Here is an 18,186-nt window from a genome sequence, read left to right as displayed (position 1 = left end):
ATCGAGACCTACTTCTCCCACCACTCTCCGGAAGCCAGGCCCCTCATGTTCGAATCCGTCAGCGTCCTCCTCGCCGAGCACGAGGATCTGCAGACGCAGCTCTCCGACCCGGCACTGCACGCCGACGCGGCCCGAGCGAAGAAGGTCAACCGCCGCTACGCCGAGCTGAGCCAGATCAAGGCGGCCCACGCCGCGTGGATCCAGTCGGGGGAGGACCTCGAGGCCGCCCGCGAGCTCGCCCGCGAGGACGAGGCGTTCGCCGAGGAGGTCCCCGAGCTCGAGGAGGCCTTCCGTGTCGCCCAGGAGAAGCTGCGCCGCCTCTTGATCCCGCGGGACCCCGACGACGGCCGCGACGTGATCATGGAGATCAAGGGCGGAGAGGGCGGAGCCGAGAGCGCGCTGTTCGCCGCCGACCTGCTCCGCATGTACCTGCACTACGCCGAGGCGAAGGGCTGGAAGACCGAGATCCTCGACCGCGACGAGTCCGACCTCGGCGGCTACAAGAACGTGCAGGTCGCGATCAAGAGCAACGCCACCGACCCCTCGCAGGGCGTGTGGGCGCACCTCAAGTACGAGGGCGGCGTGCACCGCGTGCAGCGCGTCCCCGTGACGGAGTCGCAGGGCCGCATCCACACGTCGACGACCGGTGTGCTCGTGTTCCCCGAGGTCGACGCCCCCGAGGAGGTCGCGATCAACCAGAACGACCTCAAGATCGACGTCTACCGTTCATCCGGCCCCGGCGGACAGTCGGTCAACACGACCGACTCCGCGGTGCGCATCACGCACCTCCCGACCGGCATCGTCGTCTCCATGCAGAACGAGAAGAGCCAGCTGCAGAACCGCGAGGCCGGCATGCGCGTGCTGCGCGCCCGCATCCTCGCCCGCCAGCAGGAGGAGATCGCCGCGGCGGCCTCCGACGCCCGCAAGACGCAGATCCGCACGATGGACCGCTCCGAGCGCATCCGCACCTACAACTTCCCCGAGAACCGCATCGCCGACCACCGCACCGGCTACAAGGCGTACAACCTCGACGGCGTCATGAACGGAGCGCTCGATCCCGTCGTCGAGAGCGCCATCCAGGCCGACGAGGAGGCCCGCCTGGCCGAGATCGGCTCCGAGGAGTCGTGACTGCGGTGACCACCTCCGTGGACGCCCGCGCCCTGCTCGCCGACGCGGTCTCGCGCCTGACCCGAGCGCACGTCCCGAACGCCGAGATCGACGCCGAGCTCCTGCTGGGCCACCTCCTGGGCCTCGGCCGGGGCGAGCTGCAGGCGCGCCTGATCACCGGCCTCTCCCTCGACGGGACGACGGTCGATGCGTTCGACCGCTTCGTCGAGCGCCGCTCCGCCCGCGAACCGCTCCAGCACATCACCGGAGTCGCCCCGTTCCGCAGCATCGAGCTCGCGGTCGGCCCCGGCGTCTTCGTGCCGCGCCCCGAGACGGAGGGAGTCGCACAGCTCGCGATCGACGCCCTGCGGTCGGTCGCCGACCCGTCACCCCTCGCGGTCGACCTGGGCACCGGCAGCGGTGCGCTCGCGCTCGCTCTGGCGCACGAGGTGCCTCACGCCCGCGTCATCGGGGTCGAGAACTCGGTCGAGGCTTTCATCTGGGCGCGCGGGAACCGCGACCGGCTGGGCCTCGAGAACGCGCGGATCGTGTTCGCGGATCTGGCGGAGGCGCTGCCTGAACTCGACGGGACGGTGTCGGTCGTCGTCTCCAATCCGCCGTACATTCCTGCCGCGGCGGTCCCGCGGGACCCCGAGGTGCGGCTCTACGATCCGCCGGCGGCCCTGTACGGGGGAGAGGACGGCCTGGACGTCGTGCGCCAGCTCTCGAACTCCGCGCGCTGTCTCCTGCGCCCCGGGGGAGTGCTCGTCATCGAGCACGGGGAGTTGCAGGGTTCGGAGATCCGGGCGCTCCTGACGGCGGACGGGTGGCGCGGAGCGACTACGCAGCGCGACCTGACCGGTCGGGACCGCTCGACGTTGGCGGTGCGCTGACGCAGCTCCCGCCCACCGCGGAGTGAACGAGGGGGCCCGTTCTGGTGGAGACAACGCTGTCCGACCGTCATCGATTGTGGGACGCGGAGAGATGACGTCGCCCGCATGAGGGGAACCGCGCTTGACGAAGCCTCAATTCGCGCTACCGCTAGCGGTTGCTGGCTACAGTGGTGTAGGCCCAGGCGGTCGGACACAGTCAACTGCTTATCCTCGACACTGCTCTGAGCTCCTCCCACGACCCAGCAGAGAAACGGACGGTCGCATTGTTGGACCAGGCGCGGACGATGCCATCAGTTTCGACCCCACTCCTCAAGAGCCGCGTCTCGTGGTCCCGAGCCTTCGCCCGTCGGCTCGTGGTCACAGACGTGCTCGTGATCGTCGTGTCGGTGTTCAGCAGCCAGTTCTTCTGGCTCGGCATCGACAGCCACGAGTTGTACGTCGCGGGAAATCAGTCCGACATCGCCGAACTGCTCGCCAACTATTGGATCGTGTCCGCGGTCCTGGTCGTGGTCTGGACGGCGTTGCTGAAGTTCTACGCGACCCGTGACGATCGGGTGCTCGGCGCGGAGGTGACCGAGTACAAGCGGATCCTGGATGCGACTCTTCTTCTGTTCGCGGTCATTACGTGCGTCGCGTATCTCGGCAAGATCGATTTCGCGCGCGGCTACATCATCACCGCTCTCCCTCTCGGCCTCCTGCTCCTCTGGCTGACCCGAGGGTTGTGGCGGATTTGGCTCCGTCGTCAGCGAGCCACCGGTGACTACTCCTCGTCAGTGGTATTGGTGGGCTCGCCACGGACAGTCGAGCACACCTATCGCGAACTCGTGCGGACACCAGGTGCGGGCTACCGGGTGGTCGGCGTCTGCATCCCCGAGGGCATCGGAAGCGCGGAGCTCAACGAGCTCGGAGTGCCGGTTTTCGACAACATCACCGTGGACGCGGTGCCGGAGGTCCTGAACGCTACGGGTGCCGACACGGTCATCATCACGAGCAGCGATCACCTACCACCCGAACGGATCCGCCGGCTGAGCTGGAACCTGGAGCCCGGCCGCCATCACCTCGTCATGGCGCCGAGCCTGACTGACATCAGCGGCCCACGAATTCATACACGACCGGTCGCCGGACTCCCCCTCGTGCATATCGAGACGCCCCGCTATGAGGGAAGCAAGCGCGCCAGCAAGCGCGCTCTGGACATCGTGGGCTCGCTCGGGATCATCCTCCTCCTCCTGCCTTTCATCGCGGCCGTCGCTCTCGCCATCAAACTGACGAGTCCGGGCCCTCTTTTCTACCGTCAGACCCGAATCGGGATGAACGGGCAACCGTTCGGAATGATCAAGTTCCGGTCGATGGTCGTGGACGCGAACGAGATGCTCGCCGATCTCTTGGCCAAGCAGGGCACTTCCGACAAGCCGCTGTTCAAGATCAAGGACGATCCTCGAATCACCCGCATCGGGCGGTTCATCCGGAAGTACTCCATCGACGAGGTCCCCCAGCTCTTCAACGTCCTCCGCGGTGAGATGTCCCTCGTGGGGCCCCGTCCACAGGTGTCGGGCGAAGTCGAGCTGTACGACGATGTGGCTCGTCGTCGACTTAACGTAAAGCCGGGCATGACCGGACTGTGGCAGGTGAGTGGCCGGTCCACACTGTCGTGGGAGGATGCCATCCGGCTCGACCTCTACTACGTCGAGAACTGGTCGTTCACGGGCGATCTGGCGCTGCTCGCTCGAACCGTACAGGCGGTCGTCGCCCCCGGCGACGACGCTCACTGACAAGGCCGCGCACTTCGAGGCGAAGTGAGGGCTCGCGCCAGGATTTGGCTGCGACCGACGATCACAGCTCGGTGATCACGACCTCAGTGAGGCCGAGCGTCCCGAGTCCCGTCTCGTCCAGGACGATCGTGACGCGGAAATGCGATGCCCACGAGGGCGCGCGACGGTCGACGCCTGCGACGGGAGGTACCCGAAACGGGATAGCTGCGGCGGCAGTCGGAAGATCGACTCGTTGCTCCGATACCTCGACCGAGCGACGTGTGACCGGGATACCTCGGGTGTCTTTTCCCGGCGCGACGACAAACGACTCACGGATCGTCGCCGCGCCGGCGGAGGTGATCTGCCCAATCACAATGTCCGTTGCCAGGATGCGAGCGGGTCTGCACGGCACGTCGAACGAGACGGACATTGCGCCGCCCCCTGAACGCCGGATGACGAGCCGTCCCGACGCCGTGATCAGCGTGGCGGACGGGCTCGATGTTCGGTTAGTGGCGTCCAGGCCGTCCAAGTAGGCGTCCACGACCGAGGCGAGGTCGAAGAGGCCGTCCACCAGACGATTCGCGGCGCGGTGGACGAGGAGTGAAGTCGAAGGCGAGGACGCATCATCGAGGACCGCGACCTCAGCGAGACGCGCGGCGCCGCTTCCTCCGACAAGGTAGCCCGACGACGAGGCGACGCTCCGCAAGGACGTTCCGGTCACGACAATCCCGCCGCCCCACTTCGTATGGGCGGTATCGAAGACTGTAGGTGCCGACAACGGTCCGGTCGACGAGACGGTTCCTCCGTTGACACTGATTCTCGCGGTGCTGACGGGTCCCGTCGAAAACGGGCTCGACGTGCTCAGCGGAGCGAGGCGCACAGTCGCGGAGTGCAGCGTGATGACGCCATCTGCAGCCATAGCTGCGCGGTCGCAGCCGCTGATCGCGAGCGAGGTGGTGTGGAGTTCTCCTGTGGATGCCAAGGAGGAGAGTGCTGTCGCGCATCCGCGCACCGAACCTCCCACAATCGCGACATTGGTGCCAGCGCCTGCACTTGAGATCTGAATGCCTGTGCCGCAGTCCTCGACGCCGGGGGAGAAAAAGCGCAGGTGCTCGGCACCCGCACCGATTCGGATCCCGGTCTCGAAGCCCATCACCTCGAGACCGAAGACACCGATTCCGCGCACCCCTGCAGGAGAGGTGATGTCGATGCCGACGGAGCCGACGGTGGAACGGCCTGGACCTCGCAAGCGGAGGCCTCGGAGGCTCGCGCGGGTGTTGGGCGCGTCGTCCGAAGCCGTGCTCGCTGTGAGGACGAGAGCGGCGCCGACCACGGCTGTCGCGTCGACCACCCCGCAGACGAACTCGACCGAAACCAGAGAGACGTCGATCGTCACGGCAGAGGTGAGGACGACGAGTTCGGAGACCGTCAGTGTCCCCTCCGATCCGAGACCGCTCAACGCAGCAAGCGCCGCACGCAGACGATCTTCCGCAGTCGCACCCGGATACTCGGTCGAATCGCGGATGCCGTCAAGACGTTCCGAGGGGAACGCGTTGGCGGCGGCCGCTGAGTCGGATCCCGAGACGGCGAGCACGGCGCTCGCGCCGACTGCGGTCGACAGCTTCAGGAGTGTTCTTCTGTCTCGTTGCCCTGCCGTTGCACCCATGGTCGAACAGTACGAAACGGTCGCTGCCGTCACTATGGGGCGACGCACCTCACGCACGGTGCGCGGACGTGAAGAATCCCTCAGCTCGTCGCAGAGGAGCGCACGACGACTCTCGAGTCGAGCAGCTCGCTCAGGAATCGGCGGACGTCCTGTTCGATGACATTCACTGGTTGACCGAACCTTTCGGCGAGCCGCTCGAGAAGAATCAGCGTCGTAGGGCGGTCCTCGAGATCCTGCCAGATGGCCAGAGCGGTGTCCTCGAGCACGAGCGGAACCGGTGGATCCGTGGTGAGCTCTAGGAGGACCACGCGTGTCGCGTTCTCCACATACGCGATGCTGCTCGATCTCGACCATGTCTCATCGGCTCGCAGCGACCGCTCGGAGCTCTTCATGATTTCGTCCGGGCATTTCGATTACGTCGTGCCGCATCAGTGCTCAGCGAGCGTACGAGGCGCACGAAGTCGAGCGCTTCCTTCCACGACCGGCGAGCGGCCGTTGATTCGACACCGCTCGTGGAGAGGGGCGCCGTCTCGGCAGGATCTTGGCGCAGAGCAAGGGCGGTGGCGAGCGCAGAGAAGACTAGACCGAGTTTCCGCATTGCAGACGCCTCAGCGAGCGCGAGCGCCCAGTGATAACTCGACCGTCCCGTCCCTGCGACTCGAAGCTCCCAGATGCGGCGCTCCGCCGCCGTCAGATCGTCGGTCGCCCTGATGTTCACGGCGTCGAGAATCGTCCGGAGCGGATAGACGCTACGGGTTCGCTCGACCAGCCGAATCAGGTCGTCACGCGAGGGCTCATCGAGCGAGCCCAGCAACGCGATCACACCACGAGCCTCCGAGGCGCTGCGAGCGAGGAGCGGATCCTTGAGTGCATGGAGCGCGACGATGATGGCGCCGGCCATCGGGGACGGCACGGTCACTCCTCGGTGAGCAATCTCCACCGACTCGCGCGCTTCCCACAGGACGTCGAAGACGCGCTCCGGATCTGCGAAGAACCCGGGATACCGATCATGGACATCGATATCGCAGGGCCACCGAGGGTGGAACAGTGTGATCGAGTGCACCGGATAGGCTCGCGGCGCGAAGCGCTCCGGGCGAACTCTCCAACCGTGGCCGGTCAGCGCCGTCACGAAGGCATCGACATCAAGGGGGTGGACGATCACATCGACATCACTCGAGACACGCCGTTCTCGGATCCCCTGAGCATGAGCGGTCGGTCCCTTGATGAACAGCGCGCGCACCCCTTGCGACTCGGCGAGATGAGCGGCCAGCGCGTGTGCGAGATGGACTGCCTCGTCGACCGTCAGGTCCACCGTCCGAGTAGGCGCATTCACGATCGAGCGATTCGCGGCGTGCGATTAAACGGCTGGCGACGCGGCCTCGCAAAGTCCGCTGCGCCAGGAACGGCTTCGGAGGCGAGGGAGGCCGCGTAGGCGAGCGCGATCCACACGGTGAGTGCCGTCCACGAGGGAGCGGAGGTCAGGGCTACGGCGAGGAAGATGCCCAAGCCCAGCGCGACCCCGCTGCGCCGATAGCCGCGCAGGATGAGGATCAGGAGGAGAAGTACGAACGCCGACAGGGCGATCACGCCCGTTTCGGCACCGAGTTGCGCGTAGGCGTTGTTCGCCAGTCCTCGCGAAGCGCGGAGGGAGGTCAGCCCCTGCACGACCTCCGAGTAGTCGTCCTTCCACAACCCGAAGCGCCCGGGACCGACACCGAAGAGAGGATTGTCGAGCGCCATTGCGAAGCCTGTGTTGGTCGATTGGGATCGTGCAAGGAGCGACCTCGTGCCAACGTCCACCGCATCGCTCACGAAGCCAAGCTTCGAGAGCTGCGCGAGGATGAACCTCTGCAGATCAGGGACGGCGAGGACGAGCAGTGTGCCGAGCGCGGCGACAGAGAAGATCTGAACTCCCACCCCGCGTTGTGGACGGAACGTCGCTGTCAGGATCGCCGCCGCTACGGTGGCGATCAGGGCCGAGGTCGACTGCGAGTAGATGAGGCAGGCGACCGCAAGAACACTACCGAGCTTGTCTCGGCGGCGAAGGCAGGCGAAGAGCGCGACACCCGCGAAGAAGCCGAGGTAGTTGCCCTCGAGGAACGGTCCATTGCGAGGCAGGCTGACGCCGAAAGTCGCCCCGTTCTGCGTGGTCGAGTTGAGGAAGGAGGGGAACGGCGCGCCAGCGAAGTGGAGCGCCAGTTGCACCAGGCAGTACACGAAAGCCAGGCGGACGGCGAGTCCGAGTGCCCGCTCCATGTCGCTGGGGGCCAATCGCCCGCCGATGAACCACCAAACTGTCAGCGCGAGGAGGGCGTAGCCGCAATAAAGGAGCATGTCGTTCGTGAACCCGAGGTCGTAACCGTAGGCTGTCGCCACTTCGGGCCGCTTGAACACAAGCGCCCAGCCGGTGGCCAGCACGACCAGAACGCCGATGCAGGACACGATCTCGCGGCCTATGGGAGAGTGCCTCGCCTTCGGAACCGTCACGACCGACAGCCCCACCGCCAGCACCGCAGCGATCTCGGTGATCTTCAGGGGGAAGCCCACCCTGATGGTGAGCGCCTGCTGGAAGGGCATGAAAACGATCGCGAGGAAGAGCAAGCGTTGCACGGCGTCGAATCTCACGGCCTCGCTCGACGTTCTACCGGTCGTCGCCCGCGCGAAGGAGGTCCTACCCAGGGGCGCTCTGCCTGCCGATCCTCCGCCGATCATCGTGCTCGCTCTACCCATGCGTGCCCAGTCTCCGACCTGATCGTCCGCCGATCACTCCCGCTGGCGGCTACCAGGCCAGCCTGGCTCTCAGTGTAGCCAGGGGGTCGCCGTCCCCCGGAGGTGGTCCGAGATATGCGTCGGGCGGTCGGTTATGATCGCTCTCGCAGACCTGCTGTTGGGTCGTGTGAGTGGTCGGGGCTCTCACTCCACCACTCCCGTCGACACCGACCGGGGCTTCTAACGGCTCGGGCGAGCCGGAAGGGCGCAGAACGTGACGAGCCGATCCACTCCAGCGGACGACGGCCGACCAGAGCGGCCGATAGTCGTCCATGTGACGGAGAGCTTCGGCGCGGGTACCGCCTCGGCCATCGCCGACTATGTGGCGGCCACTCCGATGTTCGACCACCGCCTCGTCTACTCGCCACGGCAGGACTCGCCCGTTCCCGACCGGGCGTTCGCGCCGTTCGGAGGAGTGACCGCCCTGCCCGCGGGGCACGTCGCGCGAATACGGGCACTCCGGTCTGCGCTTCACGAGACACCCGACGCGATCGTCCACGCGCACTCGAGTTTCGGGGGGGCTTATGCACGCCTCGCCGTTCGGGCCACCCGACGGCGTCCGATCGTCTACACCCCGCATTGCTACGGGTTCGAGCGCCGTGATCTGGTGTTGCCCGCTCGGATCATGTACCGCCTCGTCGAGGCGGCACTCGCTCTCAATACGTCGGCCTTCGCCGCATGTTCGCCCCGCGAGGCGCGACTGAGTCGTTGGTCCCTCGGCAGCGCTCGTGTGGTGCACGTCCCGAACGCCGTGCCACCGGTGCCCGGTCCGGTCCGTCGACAGAGCGTGGGTGCCCCTGTGCGGCTGGTGGGAGCCGGTCGGTTGTCGCGCCACAAGGATCCGATCTTCTTCGCGAACGCCGTCGAGGCGCTCCGGGCGGCCGGCCACCCGGTCGAGGCAACGTGGGTCGGGGGAGGGGATGGGCCCGAGCGCGCGGCTCTCGACGCGGCAGGCGTTCGACTGACCGGCTGGCTGAGTCGTGAGGAAACGCTTGAGCGTCTTGGCGAGTCGGACGTCTACCTGCACTCGGCGCAGTGGGAAGGGATGCCGATGGCGGTGCTCGAAGCGCACGCGATGGGGCTGGCCCTGGTCGTGCGGAACATCCCTGCGTTCGACGGGCTGCAGCTCCCACTTGTCGTCCAGTCACCGCAGGATCTCACCGCGCACTGGTCGGTTCTCGCTGACGAGGCAGGACGGTCCCGCCTGATCGCCGGAGCGGGAGTTGCGCTCGCTCAGAACTCCCGCAACGTTCAAGCCCGGGCTCTGGAACAGCTCTACCGCGGCGAATCGTCCGCGTCCCCTCGTGGAAGGAAGTCATGACCACAGTTCTCGTCTCCGCACGCGTCCTCGACAAGCAGGTGGGCGGTAACACCCGCTACGCCCGCACCGTATACGGCGGGCTGGCGGAGCAAGGAGTGAGTCATGTGCTCGCTCGCCCCCCTCTCGAAGGTGGTAAGGCGCGCAGCGCCGCTTACGGTCTTTTCGAGGGACTGGCGATGCCACTCCTGAAACCCTCGGGCATCGACGTGCTCCATTTCCCCGCCGACACGGGACCGCTGGTCCCCGGGCGTCTCCCCATCGTTGGGACCATTCACGGACTGGCGACGCTGCACGTTGCCGACGTGCGCAAGAAGAACTCGGACCGAGTGTGGCGTGCTCGGGTAGGTCGCCTGGCTGCAGTCGCGACAACGATCATCACTGTCTCCGAGTCCTCTGCTCGGGATATCGCCGTCGTCGCTCCTGAAGCTGCAGCGAAGACCGTCGTCATCCCGCACGGCATCGATCACAACACTTTCAACACACGCGCCGGCGAGCGCGACAGTGTCGAGCGCGCGCAGTTGGGAGTCGAAGGTCCGTACTTCCTCTACATGGGAAATCTGGACCCGCGGAAGAACGTGATCGAGCTCTGCAGAGCAGCGTCGAAGGTGTTCGACGAGACGGGCGTTCCGCTGGTCGTCTCCGGCGCACCTGCTTGGGATAGCGAGGCGATCCTTCGCACCGTGAAGGGCACGCGAGGTGTCACATACCTTGGGCGCGTGTCGGACGAAGCGCTCGTTCCGCTCCTGCGAGGCGCTCTTGCTTTCTGCTTCCCGTCCACGTACGAAGGCTTCGGGTTCCCGGTCGTGGAGGCCATGGCCTGCGGTGTCCCGGTGATCTGCAGCGACCGCGGTTCCCTGGCTGAAGTAGCGGGCGATGCCGCCCTCGTGTTGTCCGCCATCAATGCGGACGCGATCGCCGCGGAGATGCGTCGTGTCGTCGGCGATTCAGGGCTCCGCGACGATCTGCGGAGGCGGGGGATCGCGAACGCCCAGCGGTTCCAATGGTCCGGGTCGATCGCGGCGCACGCGCGCGTCTTCGAGGAGGCTGCTCGATGAAGGTCGCTATCATCCACGCGTACAGCACGACGAACTCGGGCGACGGCCTTCTGGTCGAAGAAGCCAGGGCACTCGTGCTCTCGGCTGTGCCAGGAGCGATCATCACCCTCGTGGCTCTGGATCCTGAGAGCTTCGATGCAAACCGCTACGAGCAGGTCATTCACCCTCTGGCAGGTGGCACGCGCAGCATTGGCAGCCTGGAAACCCTGCGGCGCGGAGGGACGGCCTTGCTTACCGGTCGGCGGAGCCCGGACTACGCGCGTGTCATCGAGGAGGCCGACCTCGTGGTCGGGGTCGGTGGCGGATACCTCCGAACCAAGGGTCCGGTGGAAGTCATCAAGATGATGTGTACGAATTTCGTGCAGATGCCTCGACGGCGTGATCGTGCGGCCTTTGTCTATCTGCCTCAGAGCATCGGTCCGCTGAACCTCGGCACTCGCCGCCTCATAGCGGCACGTCTGAAACGGGCAGTGGGGGTGTTCGCGCGGGACGACAGGTCGGTCCAGCAACTCTCCGGTCTGACCAATGTTCATCGCGCACCGGACATGGCGCTGCTTGGACTGCCCGACGAACTCGACCTCAGCACGACGGTGGCGGCCGGCGCGGCTGGACCGGTCGGCATCGTAGCGCGCGCACTGTCGTCGAGCCGTTCCCGCCTCCGCTCCTACGAGGCGCGGATCAATGAGCTGGCGAGCGAGCCGAACACCGAACTCCTCGCGCAGGCGACGGCACGAGGCAACAACGATCCTGAGTTCTATGAGCGGCTTGGCTATCGAGGACCGTTCCGCCTTCTCCGCGATGCGGTCAGCTCTTCTGCTGCGAGGCGACCGAGTGTCGTCGTCTCGGTGCGACTGCACGGCAGCATTCAGACCATCCGTAGCGGCGTGCCGAGCATCCATCTCAGCTATGAGCGCAAGGGATGGGGGGCTTACGGCGATCTGGGCATCGACCGATACGTCCACAACGCCTTCGATTTCGATCCATCTCTCGTCCGGGACCAAATCATCGAACTCAGTGAGGACCCCGCGGACTACTGGCGCCGAGTGGGAAACGCTGTCGAACCCCTAGCAGAGCAGCGTCGCAATCTTTCGGCTGTTCTCACGCGGGCCGTCGATCGAGTCGACTCGCGGTCATGAGGATCGTCTTCGCCAGTCACACGGCCGAAGTGGGCGTCTTCAGAGTGGGCAGCCATCATTTGGCCCGAGAGCTCGCCCGGCGGGGTCACTCGGTGACGCACCTGTCCACTCCTACCTCCGTGCTGCATCTTGCGCGAGCAAAGGACCCCCAGATTCGGAGTCGGTTGAAGCTCTCCCTTCGCGGGCCGGCAACGGATGCAGCAGGTGTCGTTCACGTCGAACCGCTTCTCGCCGCGCCGCTGGGCGTCGTTCCCCCGCGCTTGCGGGCGCGGGCTCTGAAGCTTGCTCTGCGTCCGTGGCGCTCGTCGAGCGTGCCGGAGCGGCCCGACGTGCTCATCATCGATCAGCCCTTGCTCGGACCACCGCTCATCGAACTCCTTGCGCCCCGCCGAGTCGTCTACCGTCCGACGGATGCGCACTTCGATCCCGTGCTCCGAGAGGCCGAGCTCGACGTCTTACGGCGGGCGGACGCGCTCGTCGCCACCTCGGAGCCCGTGCTGGACGCTGTCTCGGAGGGGGCCGATGCGCCGCTGCGTACTCTGATCCTCGAGAACGGGGTGGAGTTCGAGCGGTTCGTGAGCGGCGAAACAGCGCGAGCAGGCGTCGTGTACCTCGGCGCACTCGACCACCGTTTCGACTGGAACGCTGTGCGCACTCTGGCGTCGGCGTTCCCAAGCGTTCCATTTCGACTCGCGGGACCGACGCCGAAAGACGTTGGGCCGATGCCCCCGAACGTCGAACTGCTCGGGCCTGTGCCGTACGCGGACGCTCCCGATCTGCTGGCGCACTCGAGCGTCGGGCTGCTTCCGTTGTCAGACGATCCGGGAAATGCCGGCCGAAGCCCGATGAAGTACTTCGAGTACCTCGCGGCCGGTCTTCGGATCGTTTCGTCGAGCTCTCCTGCCCTCCGCTCGCGAGCGGCTCCAGGAGTCTGGCTCTATGACGACGTCGCTCAGGCGGAAGCTGGACTCCGGGCGGCGCTCGAAGCCGCCCTCGCCGGTCCCAATGAGTCAGGATCCGCCTTCGCCGAGGCTTATGGATGGCACCGTCGAGCTGGCGACCTCCTCGCCTTCCTCGACGGCGTAATGGGCGCACCGGGCCGTTCAGACGGTTAGCTCCGACGCCAGCGGTCGATCGGGAACGCCTCGAGCAGTGGCCGCGCATCCCATGAGGCAAGTGGAGAGTACGAATCGGTGCGGATACTCGACGCGTGAGCGAGCGCGCCGTCGAAGTCCTCGAACATCGCGTACTCCCGCTCAGTCCGCCCCGTCCCCTCGAAGTAGTCCTGGTACTTGAAGGGAGGCTCCTCGCGGGATGAGATCAGCCCGACGGGGATCCCCAGCGCCTCGCCGACGACGATCGCATGCAGGGACGAGCCGACGACGACCTCGCTGCTCGCGATCCTCTCGAGCACTTGCCAGAGAGGTCGCTGCGGGTCGACGAAATCGGGATGTGCGCGGAAGCGGTCGATCTCGTTGAGGTTCGGGACTACGGCGAGCCTGTGCCGCTTCGTCGTCGCTGCGGCTCGAAGACGAGGGAAGAGCTGGGGGAGGAGCAATGCGGGATCACCGTAGACGGCAGGCGCTTCCAACCCCTTGTTCTCCTGCAGCCATGTCCGCGAACGAGGACCGCGCACGGCGCGGAGGTCGAGTCGATGGAACCGGTGGGTGGAGACCGCCACCTTGCCGTTCACGCCCGTCCCCCAGACGATGTCACCGTCGCGACCCTTGTGCATCACGGACCCTACGGCGAGCACTGTGCCGCGGCCGGGCCGGAGCAGTGCCGGTCCCACCTTGCGCTCCTGAAGGATCCGACGGACCACAACGGGGCCGAGGAGATCGCCGAAGTTGTTCACACGCCGGCCAATCGGATACCGCTCGAAGAAGGGGAGCGTGTTGCGTCCTGGATTCCAGCTGTACACGGGAACGGATCGGAGGCGGGTCATAGAGCCTTCCTGACGACGGCGACGGTCTCGAGGACACCGCGGCGGACTGGTTTGCAGAGCAGGAACCAGATCGCATAGCAGGCGATTCCGGTCATCACTCCGATAGCGAGTTGAGCGGGCGAGATGAGGCCGGCGGTCAGGAACCACCGCTCGCTGAAGACGGCGGCGAACACCGTGACGTGAACGAGCATCGGCAGTGCGGCGCGTCGCATGAGAGCCCCAACATCCAGACCGGTCTTGCGCATCGGGAAGATGCTCAGCACGAGCCAGTTCAGGAAAAGTCCAAGGGCGACGGCGACTGCTACGCCGACCGAGCCGAACGCAACGCCCGCGACGATCAGCAACACCATGAAAGTGCGCGTGATGAGGGAGTATCGCAGCTGCAATCCCGTCAAGCCGAGTGACACGAATGCCCAGTAGTAGACGTAACCCATCGACTGGAATAGGCCGCCGATCGCGAGTATGGCGAAAAGTGTCGCGGAGAGGCCCCACTGCGGTCCGAGCACGAGCTCAACGAGTGGTGGAGCCAGCGCAGCGGCAAGGAAGAACGCCGCGCCAAGCACGTAGACGATGAAGGTCTGAGCGCGCTGGAGATAGCGATTCATCGCGGGTAGATCGTCTTGGCTCCGCGAGAGAACCGGTAATGCAACGCGCGACATCGGGGCCGCGATCTGTTGCACCGGAAGCCGGAAGAGCTGGTAGGCGGTGGTGTAGAAACCGAGAGCCTGAGGCCCCCAGAACCTCCCGAGAAGGACGGTGTCGACATTGGCGCTGACGTAGTTGATCGCCTGAACGCCAAAGGTATTGAGTCCGAACGTCAGGAGAGGCCGCATGGGCGCGCGATGCGGAAGGCTCGGGAGCCAGCGAGAGGTGGATACCACGACGGCGAGGAGCACTGCTGAGATCGTCAATTGCTGGAAGACGAGGGCCCACACCCCGCCTCCCAGGACTGCGATCGCGACGGCCGCGGCGAACGCCAAGGCCTGGGCGACGACATCGGCGATGGCCAAGAGCTTGAATCGCAAATTTCGAGAGGCATTGGCCACGAACTGCGTGGTTACCGACTGCAGGATGAAATTCGCCGAGAGAACGCGTGCGATGTCGGCCAGCTCTGGCCTGCCGTAGAAGTTGGCAATGGCCGGGGCAGCGAAGAAGAACGCGGTAGCGATGACGAGGCCGACGAGGATGTTCAACCAGAGCAGATTGCTCCGCTGATGCTGCGTGATCTCCTTTGCCTGAATGGAAGCCGTTGACAGTCCGAAGTCTCCGAGCAGCGTCGCCAGGCCCGCGAGCGCGACGATCATGGCGAACAGACCGTAATCATCCGGTGCCAGGAGGCGAGCGAGGACGACGGTGCTTCCTGTCTGGAGGACGAATTTGGACCACTGACCGATCAGCGTGACTTTGGCGCCACGCGCGGCGGTCCTGCCGACACTCATGAAGCGTCTTCTCCGCCGGTCAACGGTTGAGCTCGGAGTGTTCGCGAAACCGGCGGTCCGCACGGATGCGGCGCAGTGCGTCAGCCCGGCGGCGAGACCGTCCCGGACCTCCGCGTCCTGCGGCGAGGAGGGCCTCGTACACCGCGGCGTGCAGGTTGCCTACGAGCGAGCTCTCACGCTTCGACAGGTTCGGACGATCGGATCCACCATGGGAGGCAGCTGATGCCAGGCCCGCCTCCAAATCGGCCGCCGCCAACGGAGCATCGAAGAGCGAGACCCACTCTCCTCCGACCTCTCGTGCAAGTGCTCGCGTTGACCCGCTAGATGGCACGAGGATCGTCTTTCCCGCTCCGAGTGCCATCACCGCGGCTCCCGAGTTGTAGAGGTACTTGTAGGGCAGCGTGACCAGGTCGGACGAGTGAAGGAGTTCTGCCAATTCGTCGTCGCTCAGATGCCCAATCCGGAGCTCGACGCGCTCATCGGCCGTCACTACTCGCTCGATGTCGTATGCATACTCCGGCACAGCCGCCGCACCAGCGATGACCAATTCGCCGTCGCTCACCTCTCGGAACGCCGCGAGAAGATCCTCGAGACCCTTGTAAGGCCTGAGCTGTCCGAAGAACAGGATTTTCCGTGCGGCGTCCCGTTCCTCGTCGGCGCGGGGCCGTTCCGGGTACGCGGCGTGCAAGACGACGACGCCGCGCGCCAGATCGTTCTCCTCGGACTCGTTCAAGTAGATGCGGATGTCGGTGAGGCGCTCGAGCCATTGCGCGAGGAGGGCCTCGATTGAGCTTCCCGTCTCATGCGGGCGCAGGTTGTGTACCGTCAGGACGACAGGAGTACGGCGGATGATGATTCGCGTGATCAGTCCGAGTGCTAGCGCCGACTTCACGACACGGCGCGCGCCGCGCCGAGAGCGGAAGAGATACTCAGGCCAGTGAACATGCAGCACGTCATACGGGCCGAGCAACGCGGTGCGCCACGAGAATGGCGTCGCTACGACGTCGGTCGGCAACGACTCGACAAGAAGTCGGACGTAGGGATTGCTCGAGCCTGAGAAGCTCTTGACCGAGAACAGGGTGCGAACCATAGGTCTGCTTCTCCTTGGGCCAAGTCGTCGTCGGATGTCGTCCTGGGTGCGGTCCGATGCCTCGACGAGGGCTGGGCGCTCCGATCCACCTCCAGGTCCGGCCAGTGCGCGGCGGACGGTGCGGTGAGGGCGGCCTCGATCGGCGGCGACGAGGATAATCGATCCTACCAGCCCGACCTGCAGCGACAGGGTCGGAAGTGGCCCCCTTCAGAGTTCGGTGATGACGATCTCAGAGAAGCGCGTCACTCCAGCCGTCACCGACCCGAACGTGAACCGCAGCCGGAAATGGGTCGCCCAGGCGGGCGCGACCCGGTTCCACGTCGTCTGCGGATAAGTCTTCCGGAACGGCGCCTGCGAATTCGCGCCAGTAAGATCCAAGTTCGACACCGGTCTGGCGTTGCTGCGGGCGACCACGGGTATGCCGATCGGGGACGTTCCCGTCACTGCCACGAATGATTCCGAGACGTACATGGTGCCGGTCGATGATGAGCCGGCGATTGTGAAATCTACGCCGTAGAGTAGCCCCGCGGTGACAGGCACGTCGATGGCGACGGAGGGTCCCAGACCGCCGGTGATCCGGGTCATCAGCAGTTGATTCCCGTTTGTCGTCAGCGTCATGTACGGGCTGGTCGTCCTTGTCGTGGCGTCGGTGCTGTTGATGAAGGCATCGACCGACGAACCCAGTGTGAAGGTACCGTCCACAAGCTTGTTCGCTGCCTTCGAATGGAGGATCGAGCCCTGACCTGATCCGCTTCCATTCCCGTCGGACGTGATGTGCTGGCTGATTCGCACTTTGCCCGTGCCGCCTACCAGATATCCCGACTTCATCTGGGTGTTGAAGAGGGACAGCTGGTGCACTTGAATCCCGCCGCCCCAGCCTCCTGCGTTCGTCTCGAACAAGAAGTTCGCCATCGGTGTCTGATGGAAGAACAGATGTCCTCCGGAGATCGAGATCTGCGCGGCGGTGTTCGTTCCGGTCACGAATTGCGAAAGAGTCGAGCTCGATCCGCTCTCATTGATCTCGATGTGAGGTTGATGGAGAATTACACGCCCAGCGTCGACTTTCACCGCCTGCACGCAGAAGTCGATCGACGTGGAGACGAAATGCAGCTCTCCGTCGGGATTCGCGTTATAGACACCGACGGTACTGGTCCCGATTCCGCCACCGATGAACTTGATGTTCTCACCGTAATTCACTTTGCCGGCCGGCATCGAGACCGCCGTCTTGCAACGGTAGATGTGGAAATTGTAGAAGCTGATGAGGAAGGCGTCGTTCTCGAACGAGACACCTGTCCCGAAACCCGTCACCTCGAGGCCCCAAAGCCCGAGCCCGCGGGTGGTTGCGGCAGTCGTGCTGTCCGTGTTGAAGAGGATGCCGACGCTGCTGGCGGCGGCGGACCCCGGCCCGAGGAGCCGCAGGCCAGTGATCGCCGCTCGAGTGTTCGGGTATCCCGACGTGGCGCTGCCGACGACCACGATGGCCGGACCGTTCGTGATCGCCGTTGCGTTGAGCGGCCCGCAAGTGAACTCGAGCGAGATGTAGGAAGAGTCCACCACGAGGGTCCGGGTGATCTTGAAGCTCTTCGAAACCGTGATGGTGACTTCCTGCCTGGCCGCGACGAAGTATTCGATCGCCGCGCGGAGTTTGTCCTCATCCGTCGTCCCCGCGAATTCCAAGTAGTTGTGGATCCCGTTGACACGGGTCGCCGGAATCGTCTCGTCGAGAGCCGATGCTGCAGGAGCTGCCACGACGGCTGTAGCTGCTGCTACTCCTCCATAGAGAAGGAAGGAACGGCGAGAACCCGAATCTGACTTCGTCTTTGTGTCCACTCTTCAACGCTAGGATTCGGCGGTCGTCGGTGACCGCGAGGCATGGCCCCCGAGTGGGACAAGCGAACCGGAGCAGTGCTCACTCCTTTCACTGCCGCAACGGTTTCTTTGCTGTCGACCCCCAGGATCAGTGGCATCGCGGCGCATACTTTCTCCTGCGGGTTCCTCTTTCGCGGCTGCAGGCCGA

15 protein-coding genes are annotated in these 18,186 nt (G+C 65.3%); 7 read left to right on the top strand and 8 right to left on the bottom strand.

Annotated features, from left to right (window positions below):
• The first annotated feature begins 45 nt into the window (after positions 1 to 45).
• From prfA to IOC53_RS03410, 3 genes are all read left to right on the top strand, one after another.
• A complete protein-coding gene (gene prfA / locus IOC53_RS03420) occupies positions 46 to 1,128 on the top strand; it encodes a peptide chain release factor 1 (RefSeq protein ID WP_207402989.1) in 1,083 nt (360 codons plus the stop codon).
• Positions 1,125 to 2,000 carry a peptide chain release factor N(5)-glutamine methyltransferase gene (gene prmC, locus IOC53_RS03415; RefSeq protein ID WP_207402988.1) on the top strand — a complete coding sequence of 292 codons (876 nt, stop codon included), beginning with the start codon at positions 1,125 to 1,127 and terminating at the stop codon, positions 1,998 to 2,000. The genes prfA and prmC overlap by 4 nt, the downstream gene beginning before the upstream one ends.
• A 353-nt stretch (positions 2,001 to 2,353) precedes the next feature.
• Complete coding sequence (locus tag IOC53_RS03410) at positions 2,354 to 3,769, top strand: sugar transferase (RefSeq protein ID WP_307786054.1); 1,416 nt, start codon at positions 2,354 to 2,356, stop codon at positions 3,767 to 3,769.
• A 61-nt stretch (positions 3,770 to 3,830) separates the two neighbouring features.
• On the opposite strand, the gene IOC53_RS03405 is transcribed toward IOC53_RS03410, so the two are convergent.
• From IOC53_RS03405 to IOC53_RS03390, 4 genes are all read right to left on the bottom strand, one after another.
• Complete coding sequence (locus tag IOC53_RS03405) at positions 3,831 to 5,414, bottom strand: hypothetical protein (protein WP_207402986.1); 1,584 nt, start codon at positions 5,412 to 5,414, stop codon at positions 3,831 to 3,833.
• Between the two features lie 80 nt (positions 5,415 to 5,494).
• Complete coding sequence (locus IOC53_RS03400; RefSeq protein WP_207402985.1) at positions 5,495 to 5,806, bottom strand: PqqD family protein; 312 nt, start codon at positions 5,804 to 5,806, stop codon at positions 5,495 to 5,497.
• Positions 5,803 to 6,726 carry a nucleotidyltransferase family protein gene (locus IOC53_RS03395; protein ID WP_207402984.1) on the bottom strand — a complete coding sequence of 308 codons (924 nt, stop codon included), beginning with the start codon at positions 6,724 to 6,726 and terminating at the stop codon, positions 5,803 to 5,805. The genes IOC53_RS03400 and IOC53_RS03395 overlap by 4 nt, the downstream gene beginning before the upstream one ends.
• A gap of 17 nt (positions 6,727 to 6,743) precedes the next feature.
• On the bottom strand, positions 6,744 to 8,039 hold the full coding sequence (locus tag IOC53_RS03390; RefSeq protein ID WP_207402983.1) for an O-antigen ligase family protein: 1,296 nt from the start codon (positions 8,037 to 8,039) through the stop codon (positions 6,744 to 6,746).
• A 418-nt stretch (positions 8,040 to 8,457) separates the two neighbouring features.
• Between IOC53_RS03390 and IOC53_RS03385 the strand changes: the two genes are divergently transcribed.
• From IOC53_RS03385 to IOC53_RS03370, 4 genes are read left to right on the top strand one after another with little or no spacing between them, the layout of a single operon-like run.
• Positions 8,458 to 9,504: a glycosyltransferase gene (locus IOC53_RS03385; RefSeq protein WP_207402982.1), complete on the top strand. Its 1,047-nt coding sequence runs from the start codon at positions 8,458 to 8,460 to the stop codon at positions 9,502 to 9,504.
• The gene (locus IOC53_RS03380) at positions 9,501 to 10,559 is read left to right on the top strand and encodes a glycosyltransferase family 1 protein (RefSeq protein ID WP_207402981.1); all 1,059 of its coding nucleotides are present in this window, start codon (positions 9,501 to 9,503) and stop codon (positions 10,557 to 10,559) included. The genes IOC53_RS03385 and IOC53_RS03380 overlap by 4 nt, the downstream gene beginning before the upstream one ends.
• On the top strand, positions 10,556 to 11,695 hold the full coding sequence (locus IOC53_RS03375) for a polysaccharide pyruvyl transferase family protein (protein WP_207402980.1): 1,140 nt from the start codon (positions 10,556 to 10,558) through the stop codon (positions 11,693 to 11,695). Before IOC53_RS03380 ends, IOC53_RS03375 begins: the two co-directional genes overlap by 4 nt.
• Positions 11,692 to 12,810 carry a glycosyltransferase gene (locus tag IOC53_RS03370; protein ID WP_207402979.1) on the top strand — a complete coding sequence of 373 codons (1,119 nt, stop codon included), beginning with the start codon at positions 11,692 to 11,694 and terminating at the stop codon, positions 12,808 to 12,810. The genes IOC53_RS03375 and IOC53_RS03370 overlap by 4 nt, the downstream gene beginning before the upstream one ends.
• Here the strand turns inward: IOC53_RS03370 and IOC53_RS03365 are convergent.
• The 4 genes from IOC53_RS03365 to IOC53_RS03350 all read right to left on the bottom strand — a co-directional run bounded on the left by IOC53_RS03365 (position 12,807) and on the right by IOC53_RS03350 (position 17,999).
• Positions 12,807 to 13,640, bottom strand: coding sequence for a polysaccharide pyruvyl transferase family protein (locus tag IOC53_RS03365; RefSeq protein ID WP_207402978.1), 834 nt, complete (start codon positions 13,638 to 13,640; stop codon positions 12,807 to 12,809). The two genes, IOC53_RS03370 and IOC53_RS03365, sit on opposite strands and share 4 nt — an antisense overlap.
• The gene (locus tag IOC53_RS03360) at positions 13,637 to 15,079 is read right to left on the bottom strand and encodes a lipopolysaccharide biosynthesis protein (protein WP_207402977.1); all 1,443 of its coding nucleotides are present in this window, start codon (positions 15,077 to 15,079) and stop codon (positions 13,637 to 13,639) included. Before IOC53_RS03360 ends, IOC53_RS03365 begins: the two co-directional genes overlap by 4 nt.
• Positions 15,080 to 15,098: 19 nt before the next feature.
• Positions 15,099 to 16,169 (bottom strand): glycosyltransferase, encoded by a 1,071-nt coding sequence (locus tag IOC53_RS03355; RefSeq protein ID WP_207402976.1) that lies wholly within the window; start codon positions 16,167 to 16,169, stop codon positions 15,099 to 15,101.
• A gap of 207 nt (positions 16,170 to 16,376) precedes the next feature.
• Entirely contained in the window at positions 16,377 to 17,999 is a 1,623-nt protein-coding gene (locus IOC53_RS03350; protein WP_207402975.1) for a hypothetical protein, read from the bottom strand.
• Positions 18,000 to 18,186: the final 187 nt, after the last annotated feature.

The organism is Rathayibacter sp. SD072 (genome assembly GCF_017355185.1).
Classification (GTDB): Bacteria; Actinomycetota; Actinomycetes; order Actinomycetales; family Microbacteriaceae; genus Rathayibacter.
Note: the sequence above shows the minus strand (reverse complement) of the source record. Positions and strands in the feature narration are given on the sequence as shown.